The 26,282-nt window shown below is 63.9% G+C and carries 16 protein-coding genes and 1 pseudogene; all 17 read right to left on the reverse strand.

The annotated features are described in order from the left end of the window. Nucleotides 1–32: 32 nt before the first annotated feature. Nucleotides 33–1,404, reverse strand: a pseudogene (locus APH44_RS06480) (sigma-54-dependent transcriptional regulator). Further along, complete coding sequence (locus tag APH44_RS06485) at nucleotides 1,401–2,618, reverse strand: PAS domain-containing sensor histidine kinase (protein WP_054891885.1); 1,218 nt, start codon at nucleotides 2,616–2,618, stop codon at nucleotides 1,401–1,403. Before APH44_RS06485 ends, APH44_RS06480 begins: the two are co-directional and overlap by 4 nt. A 142-nt stretch (nucleotides 2,619–2,760) precedes the next feature. Then, nucleotides 2,761–4,236, reverse strand: coding sequence for a transcriptional regulator FleQ (fleQ, locus tag APH44_RS06490; RefSeq protein WP_054891886.1), 1,476 nt, complete (start codon nucleotides 4,234–4,236; stop codon nucleotides 2,761–2,763). Nucleotides 4,237–4,405: 169 nt separating this feature from the next. Then, complete coding sequence (gene fliT, locus APH44_RS06495) at nucleotides 4,406–4,702, reverse strand: flagellar protein FliT (protein ID WP_054891887.1); 297 nt, start codon at nucleotides 4,700–4,702, stop codon at nucleotides 4,406–4,408. 15 nt (nucleotides 4,703–4,717) lie between these two features. Continuing rightward, entirely contained in the window at nucleotides 4,718–5,113 is a 396-nt protein-coding gene (fliS, locus tag APH44_RS06500) for a flagellar export chaperone FliS (protein ID WP_054891888.1), read from the reverse strand. A gap of 132 nt (nucleotides 5,114–5,245) precedes the next feature. Beyond that, nucleotides 5,246–6,652: a flagellar filament capping protein FliD gene (gene fliD, locus APH44_RS06505; RefSeq protein ID WP_054891889.1), complete on the reverse strand. Its 1,407-nt coding sequence runs from the start codon at nucleotides 6,650–6,652 to the stop codon at nucleotides 5,246–5,248. Between the two features lie 79 nt (nucleotides 6,653–6,731). Further along, complete coding sequence (locus APH44_RS06510; RefSeq protein WP_054891890.1) at nucleotides 6,732–7,088, reverse strand: flagellar protein FlaG; 357 nt, start codon at nucleotides 7,086–7,088, stop codon at nucleotides 6,732–6,734. 72 nt (nucleotides 7,089–7,160) lie between these two features. Beyond that, nucleotides 7,161–8,021 (reverse strand): flagellin domain-containing protein, encoded by an 861-nt coding sequence (locus APH44_RS06515; RefSeq protein WP_054891891.1) that lies wholly within the window; start codon nucleotides 8,019–8,021, stop codon nucleotides 7,161–7,163. 280 nt (nucleotides 8,022–8,301) lie between these two features. Continuing rightward, nucleotides 8,302–9,237 carry a ketoacyl-ACP synthase III gene (locus APH44_RS06520; RefSeq protein ID WP_054891892.1) on the reverse strand — a complete coding sequence of 312 codons (936 nt, stop codon included), beginning with the start codon at nucleotides 9,235–9,237 and terminating at the stop codon, nucleotides 8,302–8,304. A 219-nt stretch (nucleotides 9,238–9,456) separates the two neighbouring features. Then, nucleotides 9,457–12,987, reverse strand: coding sequence for a glycosyltransferase (locus tag APH44_RS06525; protein WP_054891893.1), 3,531 nt, complete (start codon nucleotides 12,985–12,987; stop codon nucleotides 9,457–9,459). Nucleotides 12,988–13,109: 122 nt separating this feature from the next. Then, entirely contained in the window at nucleotides 13,110–15,830 is a 2,721-nt protein-coding gene (locus tag APH44_RS06530; RefSeq protein WP_054891894.1) for a hypothetical protein, read from the reverse strand. A 56-nt stretch (nucleotides 15,831–15,886) separates the two neighbouring features. Next, nucleotides 15,887–19,462, reverse strand: a complete 3,576-nt coding sequence (locus APH44_RS06535; protein WP_054891895.1) for a glycosyltransferase — start codon at nucleotides 19,460–19,462, stop codon at nucleotides 15,887–15,889. A gap of 116 nt (nucleotides 19,463–19,578) precedes the next feature. Continuing rightward, on the reverse strand, nucleotides 19,579–21,141 hold the full coding sequence (locus APH44_RS06540) for a flagellar hook-associated protein 3 (RefSeq protein WP_054891896.1): 1,563 nt from the start codon (nucleotides 21,139–21,141) through the stop codon (nucleotides 19,579–19,581). A gap of 13 nt (nucleotides 21,142–21,154) precedes the next feature. After that, nucleotides 21,155–23,200 carry a flagellar hook-associated protein FlgK gene (flgK, locus tag APH44_RS06545; protein WP_054891897.1) on the reverse strand — a complete coding sequence of 682 codons (2,046 nt, stop codon included), beginning with the start codon at nucleotides 23,198–23,200 and terminating at the stop codon, nucleotides 21,155–21,157. 12 nt (nucleotides 23,201–23,212) lie between these two features. Next, complete coding sequence (gene flgJ, locus APH44_RS06550; RefSeq protein WP_054891898.1) at nucleotides 23,213–24,406, reverse strand: flagellar assembly peptidoglycan hydrolase FlgJ; 1,194 nt, start codon at nucleotides 24,404–24,406, stop codon at nucleotides 23,213–23,215. Nucleotides 24,407–24,417: 11 nt separating this feature from the next. After that, entirely contained in the window at nucleotides 24,418–25,527 is a 1,110-nt protein-coding gene (locus APH44_RS06555) for a flagellar basal body P-ring protein FlgI (protein ID WP_054891996.1), read from the reverse strand. 12 nt (nucleotides 25,528–25,539) lie between these two features. Then, a complete protein-coding gene (gene flgH / locus APH44_RS06560) occupies nucleotides 25,540–26,235 on the reverse strand; it encodes a flagellar basal body L-ring protein FlgH (protein ID WP_054891899.1) in 696 nt (231 codons plus the stop codon). Between the last annotated feature and the right edge of the window lie 47 nt (nucleotides 26,236–26,282).

Genomic DNA, 26,282 nt, shown 5'->3' on the forward strand with positions numbered 1-26,282 from the left:
CCAGCCTTCGTAAAGTCGCTCCGCAAAGGCACTTACCCGTACAGGCTGGCCTCGACATCCATCCCCGCATCGCGCATCTGCGCCAGCTTGTAGCGCAGCGTACGCGGGCTGATGCCCAACCGTTCGGCAGCCTCCTTGCGACGCCCACGTTCGGCGCGCAAGGTATCGATGATCATCTGGAACTCATGACGACGCATATCGTCGCCCAGGCCACTGGACTCAGAAGCCGATTCGAGCGATGATGGCTCTGTGATATCACTGCTTGCTGGTGACAAGGGAATGGCGCCAGCCAGACAGAAATCCGCCGCCTCGATCACCCCACCCTGCTGCAGGATCAGCGCTCGCTGCAGCGCGTTGTCCAGCTCGCGCACGTTGCCAGGCCATGCGTGCGCCTGCAGGCATGTCCGCGCCTCGGCCGACAGGCGAACCGGCGCGTGCTTCATCTTGCCGACATGCTTGGCCAGCAGGCGCTCGGCCAGCGGCAGGATATCGGCGCTGCGCTCGCGCAGTGGGCGCCAGGCCAGCGGGAAGACCGAAAGGCGGTAGTACAGGTCTTCACGGAAGCGCCCGGCAGCGACTTCGCCAGCCAGGTCACGGTTGGTGGTGGCCAGCACGCGAATGTCCAGGCTGATCGGCTTGCGCCCGCCGACCCGCTCGACCTCCCGCTCCTGCAGCACGCGCAGCAGCTTGGCCTGCAGGCCCAGTGGCATTTCGGAAATCTCGTCGAGCAACAGGGTGCCGCCATCGGCTTGCTCGAACTTGCCCGCCTGGGCCGCGATGGCACCAGTGAACGCGCCTTTTTCGTGACCGAACAGCGTAGCTTCGAGCATGTTGTCTGGAATCGCCGCACAGTTGATCGCCACGAATGGCTGCGCGGCGCGCGCCGAGCGCTGATGAATGTAACGCGCCAGCACTTCCTTGCCGGTCCCCGACTCGCCCGAGATCAACACGGTGGAGTCGCTGCGTGCCACGCGGGCAGCCAGCTCGAGCAGCTGCCGACTGGCCGGCTCACTGGCCACCGGCCCCTCGTCTTCGGCACCCAGGTGCCCCGCGGCATGACGATCGACCAGACTCAGCAACGCCTTGGGTTCGAACGGCTTGACCAGGTAGTCGGCAGCGCCCTGGCGCATCGCCTCCACCGCACGCTCCACTGCAGCGTGCGCAGTCATCAGCAGCACGGGCAGTTGCGGGTGGTGACGACGCAGTTGCGCAAGCAGTTGATGGCCATCCATCCCCGGCATGTTCACATCACTGACCACCAGCCCGAAGGCCTCTTCGGCCACGGCGTCCAGCGCCTCTTCTGCACTGCCCACGGCGCGGTAGTCGAATCCGCCGATCTCCGGTATCGCCCAACGCCTGGCGCAAGGCACGATCGTCCTCGACCAACAAAACCTTGACCATCACTGCGCCTCCGTCGATTGTCCGTTGATCAGCGGCAGCACCACCCGCACGCAAGTGCCGCGCCCGACCTTCGAGCGCAGCTCAAGGCTGCCCTGATGCGCCTTGACCACCGCCTTGACCACCGCCAGGCCGAGGCCGGTACCGGTGGCCTTGGTCGTCAGAAACGGCTCGCCCAGGCGCGCCAGCAACTGCGCGTCGATCCCGCTGCCAGCGTCACTGACGCACAGGTGCAGGCTCTGCCCGCGGCGCAACAGGTGTACTTTCAGGCGCGCGGGCTCCGAGCTTGCCTGCAGCGCGTTCTCGATCAGATTGAGCAAGGCGCCGACCAGGGTGTCGCGATTGCACAGCAACTCGCCCAAGTGCGTATCGCACTGCCAGCGCACCGCATGCCCCTGCACATGGGACTGCGCAGCCTGTTGCAGCGCCTGGAACAATGCCTTTGGGGTCAGCCGGTCATTGAGCGGCAACTCACCACGGGCGAACACCAGCATGTCGCGCACCTGATGCTCCAGCTCGTGCAGACGCTCCTTCAGACTGCCGGCGAAGCGCTGACGGGTTTCCAGAGCCAGGCCGCCCTGGTCGTCGGCCAGATGGCTGGCATAAAGCATGGCCGCCGACAGGGGCGTGCGAATCTGATGCGCCAGCGAGGCGACCATGCGCCCCAACGACGACAGACGCTCGTGACGCGCCAGTTGCCCCTGCAGGCGACGGGTTTCGGTCAGGTCGTTGAGCAGCACCAACTGACCGGGCTCGGCATCCAGCGAACGGGTGGCAATGGACAAGCGTCGACCGTCACGCAGCGACACCTCGTGGCCGTCATCCTCTCGCGGCGCGAAGCTGCGAGCGATGACCTGGCGCCAGAGTTCACCGACCAACGGCGCACCGAGCAACTCACAGGCGGCAGGGTTGGCTTCGCGCACATAGCCCTGGCCGTCGATGACGATCACGCCGCCAGGCAGCAGATCCAGCAAATGCTGCAGGCGGTTGGCCAGACGCTCCTTTTCACCCAGCTCGGCCATGCGCTGTGCGCTGACCACCTCCAGCTCGCCCTTGAGCTCGCTGACGCGGGCCTCGAGCATGTTGTACGACTCACTGAGCTGGGAGGAAACCTGGTTGAACAGGGCGAACGCCTGCTCGAGCCCCTGTCGACTTTCCTGTTCGACCGGGGTGCGTCCCTGCTGCTCAGGGGCTCGGGAGATGTGGGCGGCCTGGGGCATCGTGCTCTCTCGCATGGCTGACCGTCATAAAAACGGTACTTTGCCTGCGGTGTAGCAATAGCCGTGCCGGGGATGAGGTTTCTGAAAACACGCCAGCCCCTTGCAGGCGCAACGCGAGGTTGCGCCTGCAAGGGGCTGAGCTTCAGTCTTCGGCCTGGTCTTCGCCGCCCTGGCGACTCATGCCGTACTTGCGCATCTTCTCGACAAGCGTGGTTCGACGGATGCGCAGGCGTTCGGCGGCGCGGGCAACGATGCCATTGGCGTCGTCCAGTGCTTGCTGGATCAGCCCCTGCTCAAGGCTGCCGAGATAGTCCTTCAGGTCCAGGCCTTCCGGCGGCAGCATGGCATGGCTGGAGAAGTTCGGCGCATGGCCGTTGATCGCCACGCGCTCTTCGAGATCGCTGCGCAAGCTGTCGACCAACTGCTCGTCTTCGTCATCGACGTAGCGGAATTTTTTCGGCAGCTCTGCAACGCCGATCACCCCGTACGGATGCATGATCGCCATACGCTCGACCAGGTTGGCCAGCTCACGGACGTTGCCCGGCCAGCCATGCCGGCACAGCGACATGATCGAGGCCGAGTTGAAACGGATGGAGCCGCGCTTCTCGTGCTCCATGCGCGAGATCAGCTCGTTCATCAGCAGCGGAATGTCCTCGACACGCTCGCGCAGCGGCGCCATTTCGATGGGGAAGACATTCAGGCGATAGTACAGGTCTTCGCGGAAGGTCCCCTCCTCGATCATGGTCTCGAGGTTTTTGTGGGTCGCCGCGATGATGCGCACGTCGATGCTCTGGGTCTTGTTGCTGCCAACCCGCTCGAAGGTACGCTCCTGCAGCACGCGCAGCAGCTTGACCTGCATCGGCAACGGCATGTCGCCGATCTCGTCGAGGAACAGGGTACCGCCGTTGGCCAGCTCGAAACGCCCCGCACGGCTGGTGATCGCGCCAGTGAAGGCGCCCTTCTCGTGTCCGAACAGCTCGCTTTCGAGCAGCTCGGCAGGGATCGCCCCGCAATTGACCGGCACGAAAGGCGCTTCACGGCGCTTGGAGTGATAGTGCAGGTTGCGCGCCACCACTTCCTTGCCCGTGCCGGACTCACCGAGGATCAGCACGCTGGCATCGGTGTCGGCCACCTGCTGCATCATCTGCCGCACATGCTGGATCGCACGACTGGTGCCAACCAGGCTGCGGAACAGGTTGGGTTCGCGCTGACGACCGCGCTCACGCGCCTGGTCGTACATCTCACGGTAGACCTGGGCGCGGTGCAGCGAATCGAGCAACTGGCTATAGCTGGGCGGCATCTCCAGGTTGGACAGCACGCGCCGGCGCAGGTCTTCAGGGAACTCGGCAGAAGAAATTTCACCTAGAAGCAGAACTGGAAGGAACTCATCCCACGCAGCCACTGTCTTAAGCAGGCCCAGGACACTTGCCGGTGCATTCACAGCCCCGATCAGCACACACAGGACTTCCCTGCTCGAAGACAACGCCTCTACCGACTGCTGCCAGTCCGCACTGGAGCAGGAGAGGTTCTCTTCGCCGAGAAAATTCAGGACCACCGCCAGATCGCGGCGGCGTTCGCTGTCGTCATCGATCAGGAGGATCTTGGTTTCACGCCACATTCAATACTAACTTCCCTAGTCATATCGGCGCCCGCAGGCGTGCTCGACATCATTCCGACTGAAATGGTCAGTGTTCGGACGTCTGAAATTTCGAAAACAGCCACTAGTTAAGTCAAAAAACAGCACACAGTCAAATTAATGGCGCGCAGCTTCTTGCATTGCCCAGCGATCAGCTGAACAGATGGTATACCTTTGTCGCGTTTTTTGCCTGACGGATCTGCGTCATCTCGTCGACTATCGATTGACGTTCACCACTTGCAAATTCAATCAATTGCCGATACACCGCCAGCAATTCATCCAGACTGCTCCTGACCTGCGCATCGTTTTCCTGCGCTTCGGCCAGGATATCCTCGACGCACACGCGACATGCCAGGTCGAGCTTGCCCACCGCATCCCAGTCGCGCTCAGCGAACGCTGCCAGCAAGGCATCGCGGGTCTCTTCGATACGTGCAATCACTTCGCTCATGTGCGCCTCCTGGAATTACTCTGCCGGCACCTGTTCGCCGATGGCGTCCCAGCCTTCCTTGACCGTGATCAGCAGGCGCGCCACTTCGTCGATGATCGCCGGGTCACTGTGGACGTTGGCTTCGATCAGGCGACGGCTCATGTACTGGTACAGGTTGTCGAGGTCGGTCAGGCTGTCGGCGTGATTCTCCAGATCCAGCCCTTCGCGCAGGCCGCCAATGATGTCGATGGCCTTGCCGATCAGAATGCCCTTCTGGGCGACGTCCTTGCGCGCGATGGCGCCCTTGGCTTGGGCCATTCGGTCAAGACCGCCCTGCATCAGCATCTGCACCAGACGGTGCGGACTGGCTTCGGAAGTCTGCGCAGCACCGTTGACTTTCTGGTACTGCCGAAGGGCCAACATCGGGTTCATGGAACTACCTCATTGCAGCGAAAAGGTTGCGTATACCTGCTGTATCGCCAGCTCGTCAAAAAACTTTAGCCATGAAACACAAAGCCCGGGACACCTGCAAGGTGTCACCGGGCTTTTGCCGCCGCTTAGCGATCAGCCTTTCTTGGCCTGGGCATTCATCGCATCGAAGATCGAGACGATCTGCTCGCCCTGCTTCTTCATCAGGCCCAGGGCGGTGTCGAGCGCTGCGTACTTCTTGGTCAGCGAGGTGGTCAGCAGCTCGGTACGACGGTCCAGCGCAGCCTGCTGGTCCTGCAGGTTCTTGGTCACCTTGTCGAGCGCCGACTTGCGCGAATCCAGCGAACCGCCGGTCTTGACGTAGGGATCGAGGGCCTTGGTCATCCGGTCGAAAACGCCACCGTCGGCACTGAACAGTCCCTGAATCTCCGAGCCAAGCTTCTTGTCGTTCAGTGCCGCGGTGAACTTGGTGCTGTTGAACTCGAGCGTGCCGTCTTTCTGGGTGTTGATACCCAGCTGGCTGAGGGTATTGAGCTGGGTGCCCGAACCGGCTTCGGCGATCACCTTGCCGATGTCGCTCAGCAAAGAGCGCGTGGTCGGATCGTTGGTCAACGGGCCCAGGCTGGTCACGTTACCGGAAGAGTCCTTGGTCGGTGTCGTCAGGGCGGTAACAGCCTTGCGCAGGGTGTTGTAAGCATCGACAAACGACTGAACCGATTTCTTCAGGCCATCGTTATCGAGCGTCACACTCACCTTGACCCCGGTCGCAGCGGTCGGCAGCGTAGTGCCGGTGAGCTCCAGGCTCAAGCCACTGATGGCGTTGTCCACGGTGTTCTTCGAGCTGGTCAGGTCCAGGCCGTCGATGGAGAACTTCGCATCCTGTGCCAGAGCAGTGATGTAGCCGCCGCTGGTCGGGGTCATCTGCTTGGTGCCATCGACCGCCAGCTCAGGGATGCCGCTGACGGAAATGTCGCTGCCCGCGCCGGTCGTCGTGGAGCCGAACACCAGGCGCGAACCACCGGCCTCGTTGATGATGTTGGCAGACAGCCCCTTCGCGCCGAGCTCCTTGTTGATCTGGTCGCGTACGGTCTGCAGGGTCGAACCTGCAGCGACGTTGATCTTGTAGTCCTTGCCGTTCTGGCTGATAGTCAGCTCGCCCTGGCTGATCGGCGAACTGGCGCCACCTGCGAACTGCTGGCTGGCAACCTTGGAACTGGTCGCCAGCTGACTGACGCGGATATCGTAGGTACCGGCAACCGCACTGTTGGTGGTCTTGATCTTGACCACGCTTTCGTTGGCGGAAGTACCGGCAAAGGCGTTGAAGGAAGGCGCATCCTTGTCGTTGAGCTTCTTCATGGCATCCTGGAACGCCGTGAGAGCGCTACGCAGGGAGCCGATGCCCGAGAGGATCGCCGAGTTATTGCTCGACTGCCGAGCAATCTGGTTGGACTTGGCCGAAGTATCGGACTTCACCAAGGCATCGACGATCTTGCTGATCTCGAGGCCGTAGCCCACGCCTGTGCTAGGAGTAATTGCTGCCATGTCCTGCCCCTCTCTTCAACGCGCCCGCCTCGCTCCTGCAAGGCCGGCATGATTCGTAACGCGCAATGCTCGCCGCCGGTCAGACCTTGGCGTTGAACAGTACACTTTTGACATCGCGCAGGCTTTCGGCGATCCGCAGGGCCTCCTCGGAGGGAATCTGACGGATCAGCTCGCCGGTTTCGCTGGCGATGACCTTGACGACAATCTTGCCGGATTCTTCATCCGTGGAAAACTCAAGATTACGTCGGGTTTCTTTCAGGAATTGCTCGATCTGCGAGACGGCGTTCTTGACGTTGTCAGTGTCGTGCACCTTGACCGCGTCCTTCTTGCCACCCTCGGCGGATGCTTCCAACGGCCGCGAGACCGGCTTGTCGGCAACCTGCTCGGCCGAACGTGCGGCCGGATAAGACAGGTTCAGCTTGACGCTCATGTCCATGTCCACCACCTCGTAATGAAAAGGCGGGGGAGCGCCGCAAGTGCACTCCCCCGCCAGCAGCTATCAGGCAGATTAGCCCAGCAGCTTCAGAACTGCCGACGGCAGCTGGTTGGCCTGGGCCAGAACCGAGGTCGAAGCTTGCTGCAGGGTCTGCTGCTTGGTCAGCTGGGCAGTTTCGGCAGCGAAGTCGGTGTCCTGTACACGGCCACGAGCAGCTTCGGCGTTCTCGTTGATGTTCTGCAGGTTGTTGATGGTGCTGGTCAGACGGTTCTGAGCGGCACCCAGGTCAGCACGGTTGGTGTTGATTGCCTGCAGGGCAGCGTCGATTGCGCTGATGGCGGCGGTGAAGGTCTGCTCGGCGGCGGTGCTGTTGGCACCGGTGATGCTCTTGCCAGCCAGGGCGGTCAGCGCAGCGCCAGTACCGGTGGTTTTCATCGCGGCGCTGAGAGTCACGGTGATCTGGTTGGCAGAGCCGGAGTTGGAGCCGACCTGGAAGGTCATGACGCCAGCGGTACCGTCCAGCAGGTTCTTGCCGTTCAGCTGGGTGGAGTCGGCGATACGGTCGATTTCCGACAGCATCGACTGGAACTCTTTGTCCAGAGCGTCACGGTCTTGCTGGCTGTTGGAGTCGTTTCGGGACTGGACGGCCAGTTCACGCATACGCTGCAGGATGTTGGTCTGCTCTTGCATCGCGCCTTCAGCGGTCTGGGCGATGGAGATACCGTCGTTGGCGTTCTTGATAGCCATGGTCTGACCGCGGATCTGCGAGGTCATGCGGGTAGCGATCTGCAGGCCGGCGGCGTCGTCTTTGGCGCTGTTGATTTTCAGGCCGGACGACAGACGGGTCATCGAGGTGCTCAGAGCGTCGGAAGCGCGGCTCAGGTTTTTCTGAACGCCCAGAGAGGTGGTGTTGGTGTTAACGGTCAAAGCCATGACGAATTCCTCGTTGGATTGGGTACTGCGGCTTCCGGCCCTGGCGTTTGCCGGGTGTGTGGCCTAGAGAACCTTCGTAATGGTTATCGTCGTCGTGGCGGTTTGCTTTAGGGGGTTTTGCGAATATTTTTAGTGGCACGCTGCCACCCCAATGAAATCAAGGGTTTGACGCCAGAAATACAGCGTTCGCCCGGACCCGCAGAACTGCCAATAGACCGCAGAAATGCAAAAGCGCCGAACGGTTACCCGTGCGGCGCTTTTGCAGATGCAGCGACAATGCTCAATCAGTGCGTTCGATGATCGCCGAACCCCACGACAAGCCGACGCCAAAGCCACTGAGGGCAACACGCTTGTGGGTCGAACCCAGCACATGCTTCTCCAGCAGCAACGGAATGCTGGAGGAAACGGTGTTGCCGGTCTCGACCATGTCCTTGACGAACTTGCCCTTGTGCGCGCCCTCATCGAAGCGCGCCGACACCGCATCGACGATGGCCGCGCTGCCCTGATGCAGGCAATACAGGTCGATGTCGTCAGCCTTGAGCTGGCTGGCCTCGAGCAACTGGTTCAGGTGCGCCGGCACCTTGACCAGGGCGAAGTTGTAGACCTGACGACCGTTCATGAAGAACTTGCCATCGGTGGTGCGCAGGTGCTCGGCACCGGCACCGTCGCTACCGAACAGCGACTTGCCCAGTTGCCAGGCCGCGCCCTCGCCCATCCAGGTGGCGGTGGCGGCATCACCGAACAGCATGGTGGTATTGCGGTCTTCAGGGTCGACGATCTTCGAGTACGGATCGGCGGTGATCAGCAGGCCGTTCTTCAGGCCCGCAGCTTCCATGAAGCCCTTCATCGCGTACAGGCCGTAGACATAGCCCGAGCACCCGAGCGAAACGTCGAACGCCGCAACATGGGTCGCAAGCCCCAGCTTGTGCTGGACGATGGCTGCGGTGTGCGGCAGGCCCTCGGCGTCGCCATTCTGGGTGACGACGATCACCGCATCGATGCTGGCAGGGTCGAGCGAAGGATTGGCGGCGAACAGATTGCGCGCGGCCTCGACACACAGGTCGGAAGTTTCCTGCTCGCTGTCCTTGCGCGGCAAGAACGTGGAGCCGATCTTGCCGAAGATGAAATCCTGGTCCTTGCCGAATTTTGCGCCCTGGGCGTAGTTGTCTACCCCTTGAGTCGGCAGGTAACTGGCGATGCTTTTAATGCCAATCATGTGGCTTCCCGTTCAATAACAGCGAAGTAGCCCACGGCGTACGCAACGACGAAACGCCAGGAAACACGGGACGCCCCTGTTCCTGACCACGTTTATGACTGCGCGACGGCGGCTCCTAGTTTGGACAATATACAGTGAAGATGCGCGAAGTGACTCTCAAGTCACGCGTTTTTTGTCGAATGGACACCGCAGCGTCACATCCTCACTGCGGGCCACCCCTCAATCGGGTAACCAGGCGCGGCGCCAGCTCTCCAGTCGCGCCCCTTCGAGCAGCCACTGCCCACGCACCGCCGCCTGCAACGCATCACCCAATGCCGCCGACGCGTCGCGGTCGGACATGTGCAGACGGATCGCCTGCAGCCACTCGTCGGGCTGGTTGCCCGCACGCGACAGCGGCAAGACATCGCCTGCGGCAAAGCCCGGCACTCGACTGCAGATCACCGGATGACCACAGGCCGCGTGCTGCAACACGCGCATGTCGCCAGAGCAGGCGTTTTCCATCGAGTCGGCCATGGGCACCAGGGCCAGATCGAGATTCAACGCCGCCAGGGCCTCGCCGAGACGCCCTGGCTCGACCGCTGGGTGCGACTCGCTGACGAATGGCTTCAAGCTCCCGGGACACTCCCCCAGCACCACCCACTCGACTTCACCCGACAAGGCCGGCACTACCTGTTCGAGCATCTCGTCGCCCCTGCCGGCGATCCAGCCAAGACGCGGCAAGTTTCCTGCGCGCCGCTCGCCCTTCAGGCGGCCCCAGCCGACCGGCAAGGCGCTCTCCAACACCCGGATATCGTGGTGCAGCCCCTGCAGCCGCTCGGCCAGCGCGGGGGTCGACACCAGCACCCGGTCAGCGTGCATCAACGCCGCCTGCAGGCGCTGCAGCAGATCCTCGCTGGACTGAAACTGTGCAAGCTCGGGATAACGGTCGAGCACCACCACTTTCAGCGCCCGGGAGAATGCACTCAGCCGACGCAGGGTCAGCAGCCCTGCATCATCCAGCGGTCGCTGCAGGATCACGCTGGTCGGGGCAAAACGCTCCAGCTCCACCGCAGACAACAGCCCGACGGTCGCGGCGCCGTCGAGCAACGCGTTTTCGCACATCGCACCCAGCGGATGGATCAGACGCGACAGAGCCTGCTCATCCTGCTCGGCAATGCAAGCCAACACCCGCGGCACCTTGCCGAGCAGCGGTCGCCAGCTCAGGTCATTGCTTTGCAGCACGAAACCTTGCCCGGCACGCAGCGAGAAATTGCCGTTGTAGGCCGGGTCATGTGCCAGACGCGGCAACCAGCGTGCATATAACGCGTCGTGCTGCTCTTCGTTGGCCAGCGCATCGCGTGGCGCATCCAGCAGCAAGCGCGCATGCGGCGTCCAGACATTCAGATAGCCGGCCTGATGCAGCTTCAGGCACAGGTCGACATCGGCCCAGGGCGCCAGCAACTCGCTGGCATCGAAGCCACCTGCCTCGTGAAACAGTTCGCGCCGCAACATCAGGCACTCGCCACCGACAGCAGCGAAGTTCTGCTCCAGCGCCAGGCGCGCCATGTAGCCTGCAGACTGCGCAGGCAGACCGGCGAACGCCGCCCCCACCGAGCCGTCGATCCCCAGCAGCAGGCCGGCCTGGCGTACCGTGCCGTCACCGGCCAGCAACTTGCCGCCGACCGCACCGACTTCGGGGCGCTGGGCATGATTGAGCAGCGCCGGTAACCAGTTGCCATCGAGCACCGCGGCGCGGCCGTCGAGCCAGACCAGATAATCACCCCGCGCCTCCTGGGCAGACGCGTTGCACAACGCAGCCCAAGGCTGACCAGGCATGTAGCGCAGCACCTGAAAGCGCCCTTCGCCGATCTGCCCGACCATGTCCAGCCATTCGAGCAGCGCCGGGTCTTCGCTGCCCGCCTCGATCAGCAACACCTCGAACTGCTCATGGGCGGTGTGCGTCAGCAGGGTTTCCAGGCAACGCTGGAAGTCGACCAGTTGTCCGCGCAACGGCACCATGATGCTCACGGACGCGACATGTGCATGGCCGTAGTCGATGCGATAACCACCCGGCACGTCGTCAAGGGCGAAGACCCGCGCCCGTTCATAGCCGCGCAGGCGCAGGTGATGCTCGATGACCGCCTGCTCGTCGGCACAGGCCGCCAGCGGCCCGCCATTGCCGATCAACAGAGGCTCGGCGACATGCATGACACTGCCCAACCCGCGCTCAAGCAACAAACTCAACTGAAGGCCAAGTTCGAAGGCTCGCCCGCAGTCGCTGGCGAACCCTGCCGCCAGCGCCTCGCGCCGATAGATCCAGTGCCGCGACAGGCTGCCCGGCATGGCCAGCAGCAGGTCCAGGTTAAGGTCCGGGCGCAGCGCCAGCTCGATTTCCCCTCCCTCGCGGCGCAGCCCTTCGTCGGCGTACACCGCCTGACAGTCATCGGCCGCATCGAGCAACCGCACCGCCAGCGCCAGCAGCCCGCTGGCGACGAAGGTCTCGCCAGCCTCGACCAGCAGGTACCAGTCACTTGCGCTATCGCTCAGCAGCGTGTTGATCGTCGCCACCGGATCACGTGGATCGCAGGCATGCCATTGCACACCGACACGCTGCGGGTCGCACTCACCCAGCACATGCACCTGCAACTGTCGATACAGGCCACGGTCAAGACTCTCCAGAGTCTGCAGCAGTGCCTGGCGGTCAGCATGATCACGCACCAGCACGGCAAGCTTGGGCGCCTGTGGCCCGGACAACGCCTGCTGCAGGCGCTGTACCTGGGCGGGTAGCGGATAGCGCTGACGCAGCCAGTCGAGCATGCCGTGCCGGTTGCCCGCGGCTTCACGCACGGCTGCGTCCTGAGTCTTGGCGATGAAGGTGTCCAGCTGCTGCCAGAACGATGCGGTGCGTTGCACATAACGCTGCAGGCCATCGCCAACGGTTGCCCGGGCCTGTTCGAGGGCGTGCGGCTGGTCGGCCATGGCAAAGCCGACGCAACCGAAGAAGCTGTTGTCGAGCACCTGCTGATCCACGCCATGCCCCGGCATGAACAGCACAGGGCAACCACACAGCACCGCGATCACGCAGGTCATCGACCATTCGTAGGTGTACAGCACCTCGGCGTGGCGCAGCACCTCGGCCAGCTCCACCAGGCTCAGGGCATTGGCCACGCTGAGCAGTCGAATGCCGGCAGGCAACTGGTCGTAGTCGATCATCTCCAGCGGGTGGCGGTTCTGGTAGAGGTAGGCGCCCTCGCGAGCACAATCGGCAGCGCCGGCGGCGAACAATTCGATGTCAATGGTGGGCAGGCACAGCAGGTCGACGTTGACATCGCCACGGGCCTCGGCAAGGCGTTCGGCGTAGTAGAAGATCAAGTCGGTCGCCGCCGCATTCATGCTCTTGCCGCTGATGAAGCTCTCGAAGTTGAGCATGTAGCGCGCCACCACTGGGCACTCCAGCGGGTTGCCGCTGACCACTTCGGGATAGACCGCGATCGGCACCTTGCCCTCGGCCAGGTGGCGGCGGGCGACGGCCGGGTCGAACAGCGGCGTCTTCAGGTCTGGATTGACCACATCGGTGCCGTAGATGTATGCCTCGCGGCCATTGAGGTTGAGCATGTGGCAGAGGTAGTGCATCGAAACGATACCGGAGGAGGTATCGCGGTAGGCAGGCGCCAGCAGGTAGTAGGGATGCCCCGGCTTGGTGAACATCAGGCGCAGGCGCGTCAGCGCCTGTTCGAGCGAAAGAGCATCCAGCTGCGCAGCGGTCGACATTGGGGGGCGAACTCCAGGATCAGGACAGGTCGCTGACCATCACGGTGGCGGCCTGTCAATAATTTGCCAGCGGGCATGAAAAAGCCGGGCTTAACCCGGCTTTTTTGCAATTAGCGCGCCAGTCACCCCAGCTGTGCCAGCCACTGCGGCGCACCCGCGGCGCTCTTGCCGTCGAGCCGCGCCCCCCCCTGGAACGCGCCGGGCCATTGCTCGGCCAGCGCCTGCACAGCTTGCCCGGCAGGCACCACCAGCTCGTTGCCCATGAGCCTGGCACGCGGCGTCCACACCACCATCAGACCGTTGCTGCGTACCGCCAGGCACAGGGCCAGGTCCGCCGCACCCGTTGTCGGCAGGCCACCGCACAGCTCGAACGTCTCGCGGCTGATCATCAGGCAATCGCCGGACACCGCCGGGCAATCACGGACCGACAGCGGCCAGCGCGCCGCGGCGCTGCGTGCCGCCGAGGCACCGGCCCACGGTGCATTGACCTGCCCGCCGTCGAGCAGCTCGTAGCCAGCATGCAGCAGGACTTCGCCACGCCCCCACAAGCTGGCCCCGACGATCCCCACCTCCGGGCGCTGGGCCTCGTTGAGCAGCGACTCGATCCAGGCTGGAGTGATCACGTGGCAGCGCTCGGACAGCAGCACCAGGTAATCGCCACGCGCCTGGCCGGCGGCCAGCGCCAGCAGTTGCTCGCGCGAGGCATGCGCCTCACCGGCAATCAGCCGCACGCGTGTGCCAAAGGTCTGGGCAATTGCCGCCTGCCCTGCGCTGTCGTGCCCCGGCAAGGCCACCACCACTTCGAAGCGCGGGTAACGGGTGCGCTGGAAGATCCCGGTCAGCGACACCTGCAGTTGCGCGGTATCGCCCTCGCCCGCCAGCAGGATGCTGACCAGCGGCGTGGCGGTATGACGGAAATCGATGGTCAGGCCTGCACTGCCCTGGTCGCTGATCTGGGCGCGGTAGCCCAGCTCGGTCAGGTGGCGGTTGAGAACCTTGGCCGCTTCGTCGGTCAATGCCTGCTCGGGCTGCTGACCGATGACCAGGTAGTCGTCCATGTGCGCGAGACAGCCGACACCCTGATGCTGGACCAGACGCAGCAACAGGTCGTACTCCAGCGCATGACGATAGGACTCGCTGTAGCCCCCCAGATCGACCACGGCCTGGCGACGCACCAGCCAGTGCCGCGACATCAGGCCTGGTTGGCTGCGCAGCAGGTCCAGGTCACTGCCCGGACGGGTCACGTCAAGCAGACGGCCTTCGCTGTCGCGCTGCACCTCATCGGCAGCGATCGCCTGGCAGCCCGGCGCCTGGGCCAGCTCGACAGCCAGGCGCAACAGGCCACCAGCCAGCAGCACGTCGCCAGCATCGAGCAGCAGCAGCCACTCGCTGGAAAGCTGCTTCACCACCTGGTTCAGGTGGGTCGCCCAGTTGCCTTCGTTGACTTGGATGAAATGCAGGGTATCGCGCGCGGTGGTGATGGCCGGGGGCTTGCCGCCCTTGAGCACCACCAGCTTGAAGTTGCGCAGGCCGCTGGCCAGCAGGCTGTCGAAGGTGGCCTGCAGCGCCTGGTCGTCGTTTTCCAGGTCCAGCACCACGAAGGCGATCTGCGCAGCCGGGTGGCGCGCCAGGAAGCTCTGCGCGCGAGCACGGTCGGCTTCAGCCGGGGTCGCGGCAGCAATGGCGGCCAACACCTTGCCGGACGGCGTCGTCTCGAGCAATGCGCGGGCATCAGGTGCCGGAACACTGCCCAGGCGCGCCAGCCAGTCCTGCATTTCGCGAACATGGTGGGTATCTTTGGCGCCGGTCAGCAGCGGCACCAGGCGCTGACATACGTCCTGGTTGAACAGGCCCAGGCCCAGCGCTTGCAGGTAGCGCTGCTGCAGACTGTCGTTGGTGTCGTTCGGATGCACTTGCAGCAGGTCGTGCTGGCGCACCCAGGCGCCTTCGAGCGCATGCAGATGACGCTCACCAGTCGGCCAGGCATGGCAGAGAAACTCGATTTCGCTCAGACGCTGGAACAGCTTGCCGTTGTAGTACGGCAGCTCGACATACTGGCGCGGCTCGAAGGTCTGTTCAGGGTCGTCGATCACGCTGGCCCAGTCGGAGCTGAACAGCAGCGGCGTCTCGCCCTGATCGTAGCTGCTGCGCACGAAGCGGTTGAGCACCACGAAACCTTCTTCACCGGCACACACACCCGCCGCTTCATCCCACTGGCGCAGGCTGCGCACGGTCTGGGTCAGGCGCTCTTCGCGGGCGGCTGCGCCCAGGTCGTTGCTCAGCAGTTCGCAGACCACATCGGTCTGCTCGAGGCTGCCGATCTCGCCTTGCAGCAAAATCGCGTAGCCCAGCGCCACACGCCAGCCTGCGGCGTCCAGCGCTTGCGGCAGGCCTGCCAGCGCGGTCTGCAGGGTCGCGACACGCAGCACCGCGCGCCAAGCCTGTTGCCCGCTGTGACCATAACGGCGCACGCGCGCCAGAGCGTCTTCTGCGGCCTCGGGCGCGGCGAATGCACCCAGCTTGTGGTAGCTGAGCTTGCAGTTGCCCGCGGCATAGGCCAGGGCATGCCCCTGTACCCCCTTCACCTGGGGCTGTGCCGCCAGATAGGCAGCAGCCTTGCCCAGCGCATCGGCGAGAACGAAGTCGGCATCCAGCGCCAGGCAGACGAAAGGTGTTTTCACCCGCTCGAGCAGTTCGCCGAGTTGGCCTGCCGGCTCCAGCGCCAGACACGGAACGCCCTGACCGGCGTAGTAGTGGAGTGCGCGGGCGCGGTGATCCGCCTGGTCATGTCCAAGCAGGACAACGGTCACGTCGGTGTGCGAGCCGGTTGCGGTATCGATCATAAGGCACCTGTTCAAGTGTTCGGTTCTGCGCAAGGCCTGGGCCCGGCGCCTGGATTTCAGTCAGCCAGCCAGGCGTTGGCCCAGTGCTGCAGATGATGTTCGGTGAGGACGTAGTCGCTCAGTACCGCCTCGCGCAAAGCATCGCCCTGGCGATAGCTGGCGGCCGGGTCGTCGAGGTGCATGCGGATCGCTTCCAGCCACTGCGCCGTGGTGTTGTCTGCCACCCGGGTGCACGGCAGGTAGCCGGCATAAGCCTTGGTGTCGGTGCAGATGACCGGGAAGCCGCAGGCGCCATATTCGAGCAGCCGCAGGTTGCTCTTGCAGTCGTTGAACAGGTTCTGCTCCAACGGTGCCAGGGCAAGGTCAAGGTTGAGGCTGGCCAGCTTGCGCGGGTAGTCACCGAACGAAATGGCCGGGTGAAACTCTTTTACGTAAGGCTGCAGCATCTCGGGGCACATGCCGAAGAACACCCAATCGACTTCGTCGGCCAGCGTGCGCACCACCTCCAGCAGCAGTTCCAGGTCACCGCGGTGGCTGGTGCCGCCCGCCCAGCCTACACGTGGCCGCGCGCTGGTCTGACGCTCACTGCGCAGGCCCGTCCACAAGGAGGCGGCGAGCATGTTGGGGACCACGCGGATGTCGCTGTGCATGCTCGACAGCGCATCGGCCAGCGGCTCGGTGGAGACCACCACGCGATCGCACAGGCCGATGGCTTGGCTGACCAGCTCGCGCATGTTGCGCGGCAGGTTACGGGCGTGATCGTTCTTCTTCGGCGGATCGATGATGTAGTCGTCCAGCTCGTAGATGCGCCGGGTGTTGGAGAAGCGCTTGAAGCGAGCGATATCGCGCAGGCTGGCCGGGGTGTAGCGGCACTGCAGGATCACCACATCAGGTTTTTCCCGCTCCAGCTCGATCAGGCTCGGTGCGCTGTAGTCGATGCGGCCCTGGATCCAGCCAGCCTTTTCCAGCTCGGCGAACGGCTGCGATACACGGTAGTGACCGATGGCCGAGGTGCTGCTGGGCAGCCCCATCACCGACGGCATGGCGCGCGCAATGAACGGATCCCAGCCACCGCGCAGGCCCGGTTCGAAGTTGAAGTTCGGCAGCTTCAGGCTGAGGTTGCGGTTGTAGGCAGGATCGAAAGCAACCCATGCCAACCAGCGTTCATACAGCCGCTCCTGATCGGCCAGCAGGCTTTGCGGTGCGGGCTGTTCCTGAGCGGGCACCGGCACCTGGGCGACCCGCGAGAACGGCGTCCACACCGACAGGTAGCCCGCTTCGCGCGCCCGCAGGCAGAAATCGGCGTCGAACAGCGATACCTCGAACGCCGCGGTATCCAACCCACCCAGCTCGGCGAACAACGCTGCGCGCACCAGCAGGCAGTCAAGGCCCAGGGCGCTCCAGTTCTGCACCAGGCTCAGGCGGTTCATGTAGCCATCGGCATTCACCGCACAGCTCAGGAACGGCGTGCCGGCAGTGCCATTCATGCCCATCACCAGGCCGGCCGAGAGCACCGAACCATTGTTGTCGAACAGCTTGGGGCCAACCAGGCCGACTTCCGGGCGCTGCCCCAGATGCATCAATTCCTGCAGCCATTGGCCGTCGAACAGCACGCAAGTGGCATCGAGCAGCAGCAGGTATTCACCGCGAGCCTGACGGCTGGCCTCGTTGAGGCTCTGCGCCCGCCCGGTGGCATCCGCCTGGCAAACGCGCAATTGGTCACTGCCCAACCCCTGCAGGCCGCCCAGCCACTCGCGCACCTCGAAGGATGTCTCGCTGCTGGCCACCAGCAACACTTCGAAATCGGCGTAGGCGGTATGGACGAACAGCGATTCCACGCAGCGCATCAGCACTGCTAGCTCGCCCGCGGCGTGGATGAGGATCGAGACACTGGCGGCTTGGGGGTGCAGGTAGGTCACCAGCGTCATCATGCTGCCTTCGATACCCGAAACCCGCGCCTGCACGCCCAGGCGCTCGAAGTGTGCTTGCAGCACACGCGGGGCCTGCACATGCGCCTGCGCATCGTTGAGCCAGTCGGCGTAGCTGTGGTGACACTGCACCAGCACTTCGGCGATGTGCTCGACCACCTGCAGGCCGTGGGCCTCGACCATGCGCCAGAGCAGGTCGTGGGGCGCGAGCGTGGCGAAGCTGGAATCGAAGCCGCCAAGTTCGCGCAGCGCCTTGGCATCGAAGGCGAGCAGCCGACCGACATAGGGCAGGCTGCGCATCAGGTCGAGGTTGAAGTCGGGTTTGAAGATCGGACACGACGGCGCCAGGTTGTCGTTGGCGCCTTCGTCGATGTACAGGCACAGGCTATCGCCACGCAAGGCCATGCGCTCGGCCATGATCACCAGTGCATGAGGGTGCGCGCGGTCACCGGCGCGCAGCAACAACAGCCAGTCGATGTCCTGGGCGGTGGCCAGCCACTGGCCAAGTTCGGCAAAGTGATCACCCTGGCTGTGCAGGTGCCGGGCATCGCCCTGTACCTGGGCAGCCAGCGCCGCCGGGCCCAGCACCAAGGTACTGCGGGCGGGATAGGACTGACCCTGCAAGCTCTGCAAGGTGATGCGCAAGGCTTTCTCGTCACCCGCCTCGGCCAGCACCGCCACCGCGATGCGCGGCTGGCGGGGCCACTGCTCGATGCGTTTGGGCAGCAGGCTGACCTGGCCCGCAGACAACTGGCGCGACTCCAGCCATTCGGCATACAGCTCGTCGAAGCTGATGCTGTCTGTACCGATCTGCTGGCCAAGGTTGGCCATCTGACCGGAGAAGAAGCGGCGCAGGTCCATTTCCTCCCAGACCTGATCGGCCGCCCCGGTGTATTCGGCCAGCGGCAGGGTGCGCACCCAGCCATCGGCCGGCGCTGGCTCGCCAGTGGACTCGGCGAGCATCTGCAGCAGCCATTCGGATTCGGTCCTGGCAGCCTCGACCATGCTGCCCTGGTGGCTCAGGCGCCCCGCGTGCACGCGCTCAAGGCTCAGCACCTGGTCCAGGCTGCACAGGTGACCACGACGCAGCAGGCAGGCGTACAGCGCGAGGTCCAGGCGTGCGGCGAAGCCCTGCCCCTCCCCGACCAGCGCTGGCAGATAGGCCTGCACCTCGTCACGGCGCAGCAGCGCATGGCTGATCCCGCCAAACAGATTGGGCACGCCATCGGCGACGCTTTCGAGCAGGTCGGTACCATTGATCACGGCACTGTTCAGGGAAATGACGAAGTTCAGCCAACGCGCTGGCAGCAGCACATCGTCGGCTGCGCACAGCAGGCGCTGGCAGATGACCATGCTGACCTTGGCGTGATCGCTCAGCACCCTGGCCTGTTGGCTGATGCAGGTGCCGAACAGCACGTCGTCGTCACAGAGAAACTTGATCAGCTCGCCCGACGATTGCTCCAGGCAGCGCTGCAGGTTGCGGGCAAAACCCAGGCGCTCGGGGTTGCGCACATGACGCAAGGGCACCGTGCAACCGGCACGCAGCTCTTCGCAGATCGCCGCGATCTGGTCACCGCGACTGTCGTCGCAGACCACGATCTCCAGGTTCGGGTAATCCTGGCCGATGGCGCTGGCCAGCGTGGCGCGAAAGAACTCGGGATTGAACGCGGGGATGGCGATGCTGACGAGGGGATGTGCGTTCACTAGGACTCACTCAAGCGATTGAACCGCGGGACCGGCTGCCACCCGGTCCGGCGCTGACCGGCGGGTGGCGAGGCAGGCTCGTGGGACGATCACCCCGCGATCACCCGCACCTGGGCTCAGATGTAGTTGACCAGCGACAGGCCGGCGATCTTGGCGTAGGACTGCAGCGAGGCCTGGAGCATGTTGGTCTGCATCTGCAGGCGCAGCATCACCGTGGCCGGGTCGCTTTCGCGGATCGAGCTCTGGGTCTTGGCGTTCTCGTTGCCCAGTGCTTCGTTGGTTTCGGCCTGGACATCCAGTGCCGCGCCGCGACCACCGATGGCGCTGATCGAGGAGCTTACCTGGTTGGTGGCACTGGCGATGTTGCCGATTGCCGAGTCCAGCGAGGCGAGGAAGTTCTGGCGCGCCTTGGGGTCGCTGTCCATCGGCACGCTCAACGCTGTGCGCAGTTGGCCAATGGTGTTGAGCATGTTCTGATTCTGGTGGGTGTCGACCTTGATCGCGAACGAGTCACCCGCATTGGGTGCACCGGACAACTGGAAGCTCACGCCGGAGGCCGTGGCGGTGTTGCCCGCCAAGGTGCCGGTGGAGATCGGCCGGCTGTTGTCGGTGAGCGGCGCTGCATACAGCTCGAAGTCGGTAGCGCTGGTGAACTTGAGCACCGCGCCGCCACCTGGGAACGAGGCGTTGTACTGCGCCTGGTTGCTGATGGTGGCGTTGTTGACCTGAGTGCCGGACGTGTTGCCCGGGCTGCGCGAGCCAGCGATGGCGTCGGGCTTGGAGCTCAGGTTGAAGGTGTGGCCGGCGATCGCGGCATCCGGGTTGTCGCCCGGCTGCAGGGTGATCTTCAGGCGCAGGTCGACACCGCGGAAGGAGATCGAACCATTCTCGGCATTCGGGTTATAGGTCCCGCCCTGCGAGGCTTCCAGGGTCACGTCGTTGTTGCCCGAATCGAGGATTCGGTACTGAGTGCTGCTGAGGAACTCGATGCGGTACGGCTCGCCACTGCGGAAGCGATCGTTGAACGTCGCACTGCCGGACACCTGGCCGTTGGACAGGCTGACCCGGCCATCATCGACCGCCGGTGCGGTAAGGGTAGTCTTGCTGCGGCTGGTGTTGAGTGCCTGCTCGAAGGCATCGAAACCGGTCTCGTTGGCCGCCAGGCTGAGCATGTCGCCCACCTGCAGTTTCAACTGGCCCTGGTCGCCCTGGTAGCTGTAGGTGCCGTCGGCGTTGCGCACGTAGGGCGGGGTGTCGCCCTTGGAACCGGAGAACAGGTACTTGCCGTTCTCGTCCTTGCTGTTCATCAGCGAGAACAACTGCTCTTCCAGCGAACCCAGCTCGTCGGCGTTGGCCTTGCGGTCGGCGTCGGTGAAACCGGCGTTGCCCGAGCTGATCGCCAGCTCATTGACCCGCTGCAGCACCTTGCCGATGGCATCGAGGGTGCTTTCGGAGGTGCTCAGCGAGTTGCGCACATTGGTGATGTTGCTCTTGTACTGGTCGAGCATGTTCTGTTGCTGCTCGAGCTGCAGCAGGCGCGAGGCGCCCACCGGATCGTCGGCTGCAGTACGCACGCGGATGCCGTCGCTGGATTCCTGCTGGGTTTTCACCACGTTGGAAAAGCCGCGCTGATAGTTGGCGCTGCTGGTGTTGTAGAACTGCGAAGTGGAAATGCGCACGGTCTACGGCTCCTTAAAGGCTGTTGATCAAGGTGGCGAAGGTTTCCTGGGCCGCCTTGATGATTTGCGACGACGCGGTGTAGTACTGCTGGAACTTGATGAGGTTGCCGGTCTCTTCGTCGATCGACACCCCAGAGACGGCGTTGCGCCCATCGAGCGCCGACTTCTGCAGGGCATTGGTGGCGTCGGAGTCCATGCTTGCCTGGCCGGCCTTGCCGCCGACGTTGGACACGAGCTTGGCGTAGGCATCGGTCATGCTGATGCCCTTGCCGTCGGCGCCGACTTCCACGGTGGACTTGGTCTGCAGGTCGATCACCGACTTGGCGTTGCGGTTATCGGACGAGCCTGCGCCGGTCAGCGAGACGGTGAAACTGTCACCGTTCTTCGGCGCGCCCGCGACTTCCATCTCGAAGGTGAACGAGCGCTGGGTGGCGCCGTCCATGATCGGGTTACCGGCGCCATCGACCATCGGCACCGAGAGCTGCAGCTTGTTGCTCTGGCCGGGCACGATGGTGCCGGTGCCGATGGAGTTGCCCTTGGCATCGTACAGGGTGTAGCCCTGCGGGGACGCGCTGTCGTTACCGAACACCAGCTTGACCGGGGTCGAATATTTCAGGCCGGTCTGCAACTGAGCGCGATCGGTGGCGTTGTAGATGTCCAGCTTGGAGGTCAGGTTCGGCTGGGTGATCTGCCCGGTGCCCTTGTTGCCCGAGCCACTCACTGCACCCAACGGCGCGGACAGCGCCAGGCGCTTGGGATCGGTGAGCACCGACTCGATACCGGCTGCGGCGTTGCGGGTCGGGGTGATCTTGAAGCTGTCGCCAGCGGCAACGGCGCCACCATTGAGCGAGAGGCTGAAGCCATCGATCACTTTAGGTGGGTTGTCGTTAAGGTCGAAGTTGCCCATGTCGGTGCCTTCGGGCAGCTTGCGCACGTTGTAGCCGGTGGCACTGGTGAAGGTCACCTGGTAGTCGCTGGTGCCGAGCTTACCGGTGTCCTTGATGGTCACATCGAGGTTGCCGGAGCCTGCACTGTTGCCCTGGCGGGCGATGCTGCGCTCGCTGATGGCCTTGGCGCTGTTGATGTCACCGAACAACAGCGCGCCGAATTCACCGTTTTTGTCGACGCCCTGGCCGAGCTGGCTGTTGATCGCATCGGACACCACCAACGCCACCCGGCCCAGCTCGTTGAGCGCAGGGTCCAGGGTGTCCTTGCGGTAGCGCAGCAGGCCACCGAGCTCGCCACCGGTGGTGGAATCGGTGATGTCCATCTTGGTGCTGCCGCGGTTGATCATCAGGCTCATGCGCGTCGGATCGTTGCGGTTTGGCGCGACCTCGAGGGTCTGGGTGGTCTTGCCCAGCACCAATGCCTGGCCGTTGGGCAGGTAAATGTCGTAGTTGCCTTCGCGCTCCACCACCTGGCTGCCGATCAGCTTGTTCAGTTCGCGCACGGCGCCGTCACGCTGGTCGAGCAGATCGTTCGGCTGGCCCTGGATCGCCGACACGCGGGAGATCTGGTCGTTGTACTGGGCGATGGTCGAGGTGAGCTTGTTCACCTGATCGGCGATCGACGCCATGTTGGCGTTGATGTTGCTGTTCTGCTGATTGAGTTGCGTGGACAGGGTGTTGAAACGCTTGGCCAGCGATTGCGCGCTGGTCAGCAGCAACTGGCGAGAGGCATCTTCGTTGGGCTTGGCCGCAGCGTCCTGCATGGCGGTGAAGAAGCCCTTCAGGGCAGCCGTGATACCGGTGTCAGCGCTCGACAGGGCAGTGTCGAGCGGATTGATCTGGTTCAGGTACGAGTTGGCATCGCTGGACAGCGAGGTGGTGGTGCGCAGCTGGTTCTCGAGGAACGAGTTGTACACCCGGCGCACGTCGGCCAGCGTGGTGCCGCTGCCGATGAAGACGTTGCCGTTCTGCTGCGAGCCCTTGGTCTTCTGCACGTTCTGCTGGCGCGAGTAACTCTCCACATCGGCGTTGGAGATGTTGTTACCCAGGGTGTACATCCCCGACTGCGCGGCACCCAGCCCGGACATGCCAATATTGATCAAGCTCGCCATGATTCGCTGCCCTTAAAGTTGCGTGGTGGTCCCGAGCATTGCGTAGCTCGTGTCCGACTTCATCTGTCTTGCGATCTGCGAGATCTTGCTGGCGTAGTTCGGGTCGGTGGCATACCCGGCCTTCTGCAGCTCTCGCACAAACTGTTCTGGGTTATCGGCCGCCTTCACCGCATCTTGATAGCGCGCGTTGTTCTGCAGCAGGCTGACCAGGTCGTGGAAACTGTCCTGATAAGAGTCGTAGGAACGGAACGCGGCCGTTTCCTTGACGAACTGACCGTTGCGGAACTCGCTGGTGATCGCCCTCGCCTCGCCGCCCTGCCAATTGCCGGTGGCCTTGATGCCGAACAGGTTGTGGCTGCTGCTGCCATCGGTGTTGCGCATGACCGATTTGCCCCAGCCGGTTTCCAGGGCGGCCTGGGCCACCAGGTAACGCGGGTCGATACCGATGCGCTTGGCGGCCTGCTCGGCCATCGGCAGCATGGTGGCGACGAATTCGTCGCTGTCGGCGAAGGCTTTCTTCGGCGCCAGCGGCGGCTGTGCCACTGCACGCCCGAGAATCTGCATGCCACGCCCTGGCGCGGCGAAGGCCTGGGCTGGCTCCCAGTCACCGGTGGCCACGCCACCGGGCGGGATGTCGCCACGGCCCGGCAACGCCGAGGTGTTGGTCGTCGCAGGATTGCCCGCCGACGGCACGATGCCGGCGAGCAGACGGTCGGTGAGCTTGCCCGGCAGCGCCAGACGCCGCGCATTGAGCGCCGCAACGTCGTTGCGAGTGGACGTCGATTCGGCGGCGTGGGCAGGTGCGACCACTTTCGTGCCCCACAACGCCGGCGCGTTGCCGTCGATACGCGGGAACGGGCTGGTGTTCGGGCGCACGCCCTTGTTCTTCGACAACTGACGCACCAGCACGTCCTGCAGGCCGATGCCGCCGCCTTCACGGGACATGCTCACGGCCAACTGCTGGTCGTACATGTCGCGGTACTGCTTGACCGTCTCGGTATTCATCGGATCGTCGGCAGCCAGCACATCGCCGGCCTTGCGCGAGGCCTTGAGCATTTCGCCGATGAACAGCGACTCGAACTCCTGGGCCACCTTGCGGATGTTGGCATCGCTGTCGCGGTCGCCGTGCTTGAGCGAGCTCAGACGGTTGAGGTCGGTGTAGGCGCCGCTGTCGGCGGAACTTGAAACCAGGCTCTTCGGATTCATCGCCAACGTCCTCAGATCACGATCAGGTCGGCCTGCAAGGCGCCGGCCTGTTTCAGGGCTTCGAGGATCGCCATCAGGTCGCCCGGTGCCGCGCCGACCTGGTTCACCGCACGGACGATTTCATCCAGCGTGGTCCCCGGGCCGAACTTGAACATCGGCTTGGCTTCCTGTTGCGCATTGATCCGCGACCGTGGCACCACGGCGGTCTGACCGTTGGAGAACGGCCCCGGCTGGCTGACGATCGGGTCTTCGGTGATGGTCACGGTCAGGCTGCCGTGGGTGACGGCGGCCGGCGATACCTTGACGTTCTGGCCGATGACGATGGTGCCAGTACGCGAGTTGATGATGACCTTGGCCACGGCCTGGCCCGGATCGATCTCCAGGTTCTCGAGGATCGACAGATAGTCGACCCGCTGGCTCGGGTCCATGGGCGCGGTGACGCGCACCGAACCGCCGTCCAGCGCCTGGGCAACGCCCGGGCCGAGCAGTTCGTTGACCTTGTCGACGATGCGCTTGGCGGTGGTGAAATCAGGACGGTTGAGGTTCAGGGTCAGGCTGTTGCCCTGGTTGAAGCCGCTCGGCACCGCTCGCTCGACCGAAGCGCCGCCAGGGATGCGACCGGCAGACGGCACGTTGACGGTGATCTTCGAGCCATCGCGACCTTCGGCATCGAAACCACCGACCACCAGGTTGCCCTGGGCAATGGCGTAGACGTTGCCATCGATCCCCTTGAGCGGGGTCATCAGCAGGCTGCCGCCACGCAGGCTCTTGGAGTTGCCGATCGAGGACACGGTGATGTCGATCACCTGGCCAGGCTTGGCGAAGGCAGGCAGGTCGGCGTGCACCGACACTGCAGCGACGTTCTTCAACTGCACGTTGCCCGAACCTGGCGGCACCTTGATGCCGAACTGCGACAGCATGTTGTTGAAGGTCTGCAGGGTGAACGGGGTCTGGGTGGTCTGGTCACCGGTGCCGTTGAGCCCCACCACCAGGCCGTAGCCGATCAACTGGTTGGCGCGCACGCCGGAAATGCTGGCGATATCCTTCAGGCGCTCGGCGTGGGCGCCGAACGCGAAGGACAGGAGCAAGGTCGCGGCAATCAACTGCCTGGCGTTGAACATGGTCATCCGTACTCAGAAGGGCCAAAGCGGGCTCATGAAGAAGCGGTCCAGCCACCCGGGCTGGCTGGCATCGGCGAAGGAGCCGGTGCCCGAATAGGTGATGCGCGCGTCGGCCACACGCGTGGACGGCACGGTGTTGTCGGTGGCGATATCATCGGCGCGGATCAGACCGGCGATACGCACAAGCTCTTCGCCGGTGTTGAGGGTCATCCACTTCTCGCCGCGCACGGCGATGATGCCGTTGGGTAGAACATCGGCCACCGTCACGGTGATCGAGCCGGTCAGGGTGTTGCCCTGGCTGGCCTGACTGGCACCCTTGGTGGCACGCTCGCCCTTGTACCCCGCGTTGAGCGACAGGTCGCCGCCGCCGAACGGGTTGTTGGTGTTGGGGGTGGTGCCAAACAGCGAGGTCAGGCCGATATTGGCGTTGCTGTCTTTCTGGATCTGGGAGCCGGCGTTCTTGCTCGCCGAGGTACGCTCGTTGAGGGTGATGGTGATGATGTCACCGACACGAAACGCCTTGCGATCGCCATACATGTTCTGCTCGAACCCGGCCTGGTAGATCGAACCGTTGTTGGCCGCCGACGGCAAAGGTGTACGCGGCAGTACAGGCGCGTAGTACGGGTCGTTGGGCTTTGCCGTCGGCGCAACGCAACCGGCCAGCAACACAGCCCCTCCCAGGGCGACGACGGACAACAGACGATTCATGACGCTTACCTCACGGTGTAACAGGCGCTACAACAGCGACCGGGTAG

The sequence above is a fragment of the Pseudomonas sp. NBRC 111143 genome (assembly GCF_001320965.1).
Lineage (GTDB): Bacteria > Pseudomonadota > Gammaproteobacteria > Pseudomonadales > Pseudomonadaceae > Aquipseudomonas > Aquipseudomonas machongensis.

Excerpts from the sequence above, each read along its gene's own strand:
- APH44_RS06485 (WP_054891885.1), bottom strand. The coding sequence starts at position 2,618 with ATGCCCCAGGCCGCCCACATCTCCCGAGCCCCTGAGCAGCAGGGACGC.
- fleQ (WP_054891886.1), bottom strand. The coding sequence starts at position 4,236 with ATGTGGCGTGAAACCAAGATCCTCCTGATCGATGACGACAGCGAACGC.
- fliT (WP_054891887.1), bottom strand. The coding sequence starts at position 4,702 with ATGAGCGAAGTGATTGCACGTATCGAAGAGACCCGCGATGCCTTGCTG.
- fliS (WP_054891888.1), bottom strand. The coding sequence starts at position 5,113 with ATGAACCCGATGTTGGCCCTTCGGCAGTACCAGAAAGTCAACGGTGCT.
- fliD (WP_054891889.1), bottom strand. The coding sequence starts at position 6,652 with ATGGCAGCAATTACTCCTAGCACAGGCGTGGGCTACGGCCTCGAGATC.
- APH44_RS06510 (WP_054891890.1), bottom strand. The coding sequence starts at position 7,088 with ATGGACATGAGCGTCAAGCTGAACCTGTCTTATCCGGCCGCACGTTCG.
- APH44_RS06515 (WP_054891891.1), bottom strand. The coding sequence starts at position 8,021 with ATGGCTTTGACCGTTAACACCAACACCACCTCTCTGGGCGTTCAGAAA.
- APH44_RS06520 (WP_054891892.1), bottom strand. The coding sequence starts at position 9,237 with ATGATTGGCATTAAAAGCATCGCCAGTTACCTGCCGACTCAAGGGGTA.
- APH44_RS06525 (WP_054891893.1), bottom strand. The coding sequence starts at position 12,987 with ATGTCGACCGCTGCGCAGCTGGATGCTCTTTCGCTCGAACAGGCGCTG.
- APH44_RS06530 (WP_054891894.1), bottom strand. The coding sequence starts at position 15,830 with ATGATCGATACCGCAACCGGCTCGCACACCGACGTGACCGTTGTCCTG.
- flgK (WP_054891897.1), bottom strand. The coding sequence starts at position 23,200 with ATGGCGAGCTTGATCAATATTGGCATGTCCGGGCTGGGTGCCGCGCAG.
- flgJ (WP_054891898.1), bottom strand. The coding sequence starts at position 24,406 with ATGAATCCGAAGAGCCTGGTTTCAAGTTCCGCCGACAGCGGCGCCTAC.
- APH44_RS06555 (WP_054891996.1), bottom strand. The coding sequence starts at position 25,527 with ATGTTCAACGCCAGGCAGTTGATTGCCGCGACCTTGCTCCTGTCCTTC.
- flgH (WP_054891899.1), bottom strand. The coding sequence starts at position 26,235 with ATGAATCGTCTGTTGTCCGTCGTCGCCCTGGGAGGGGCTGTGTTGCTG.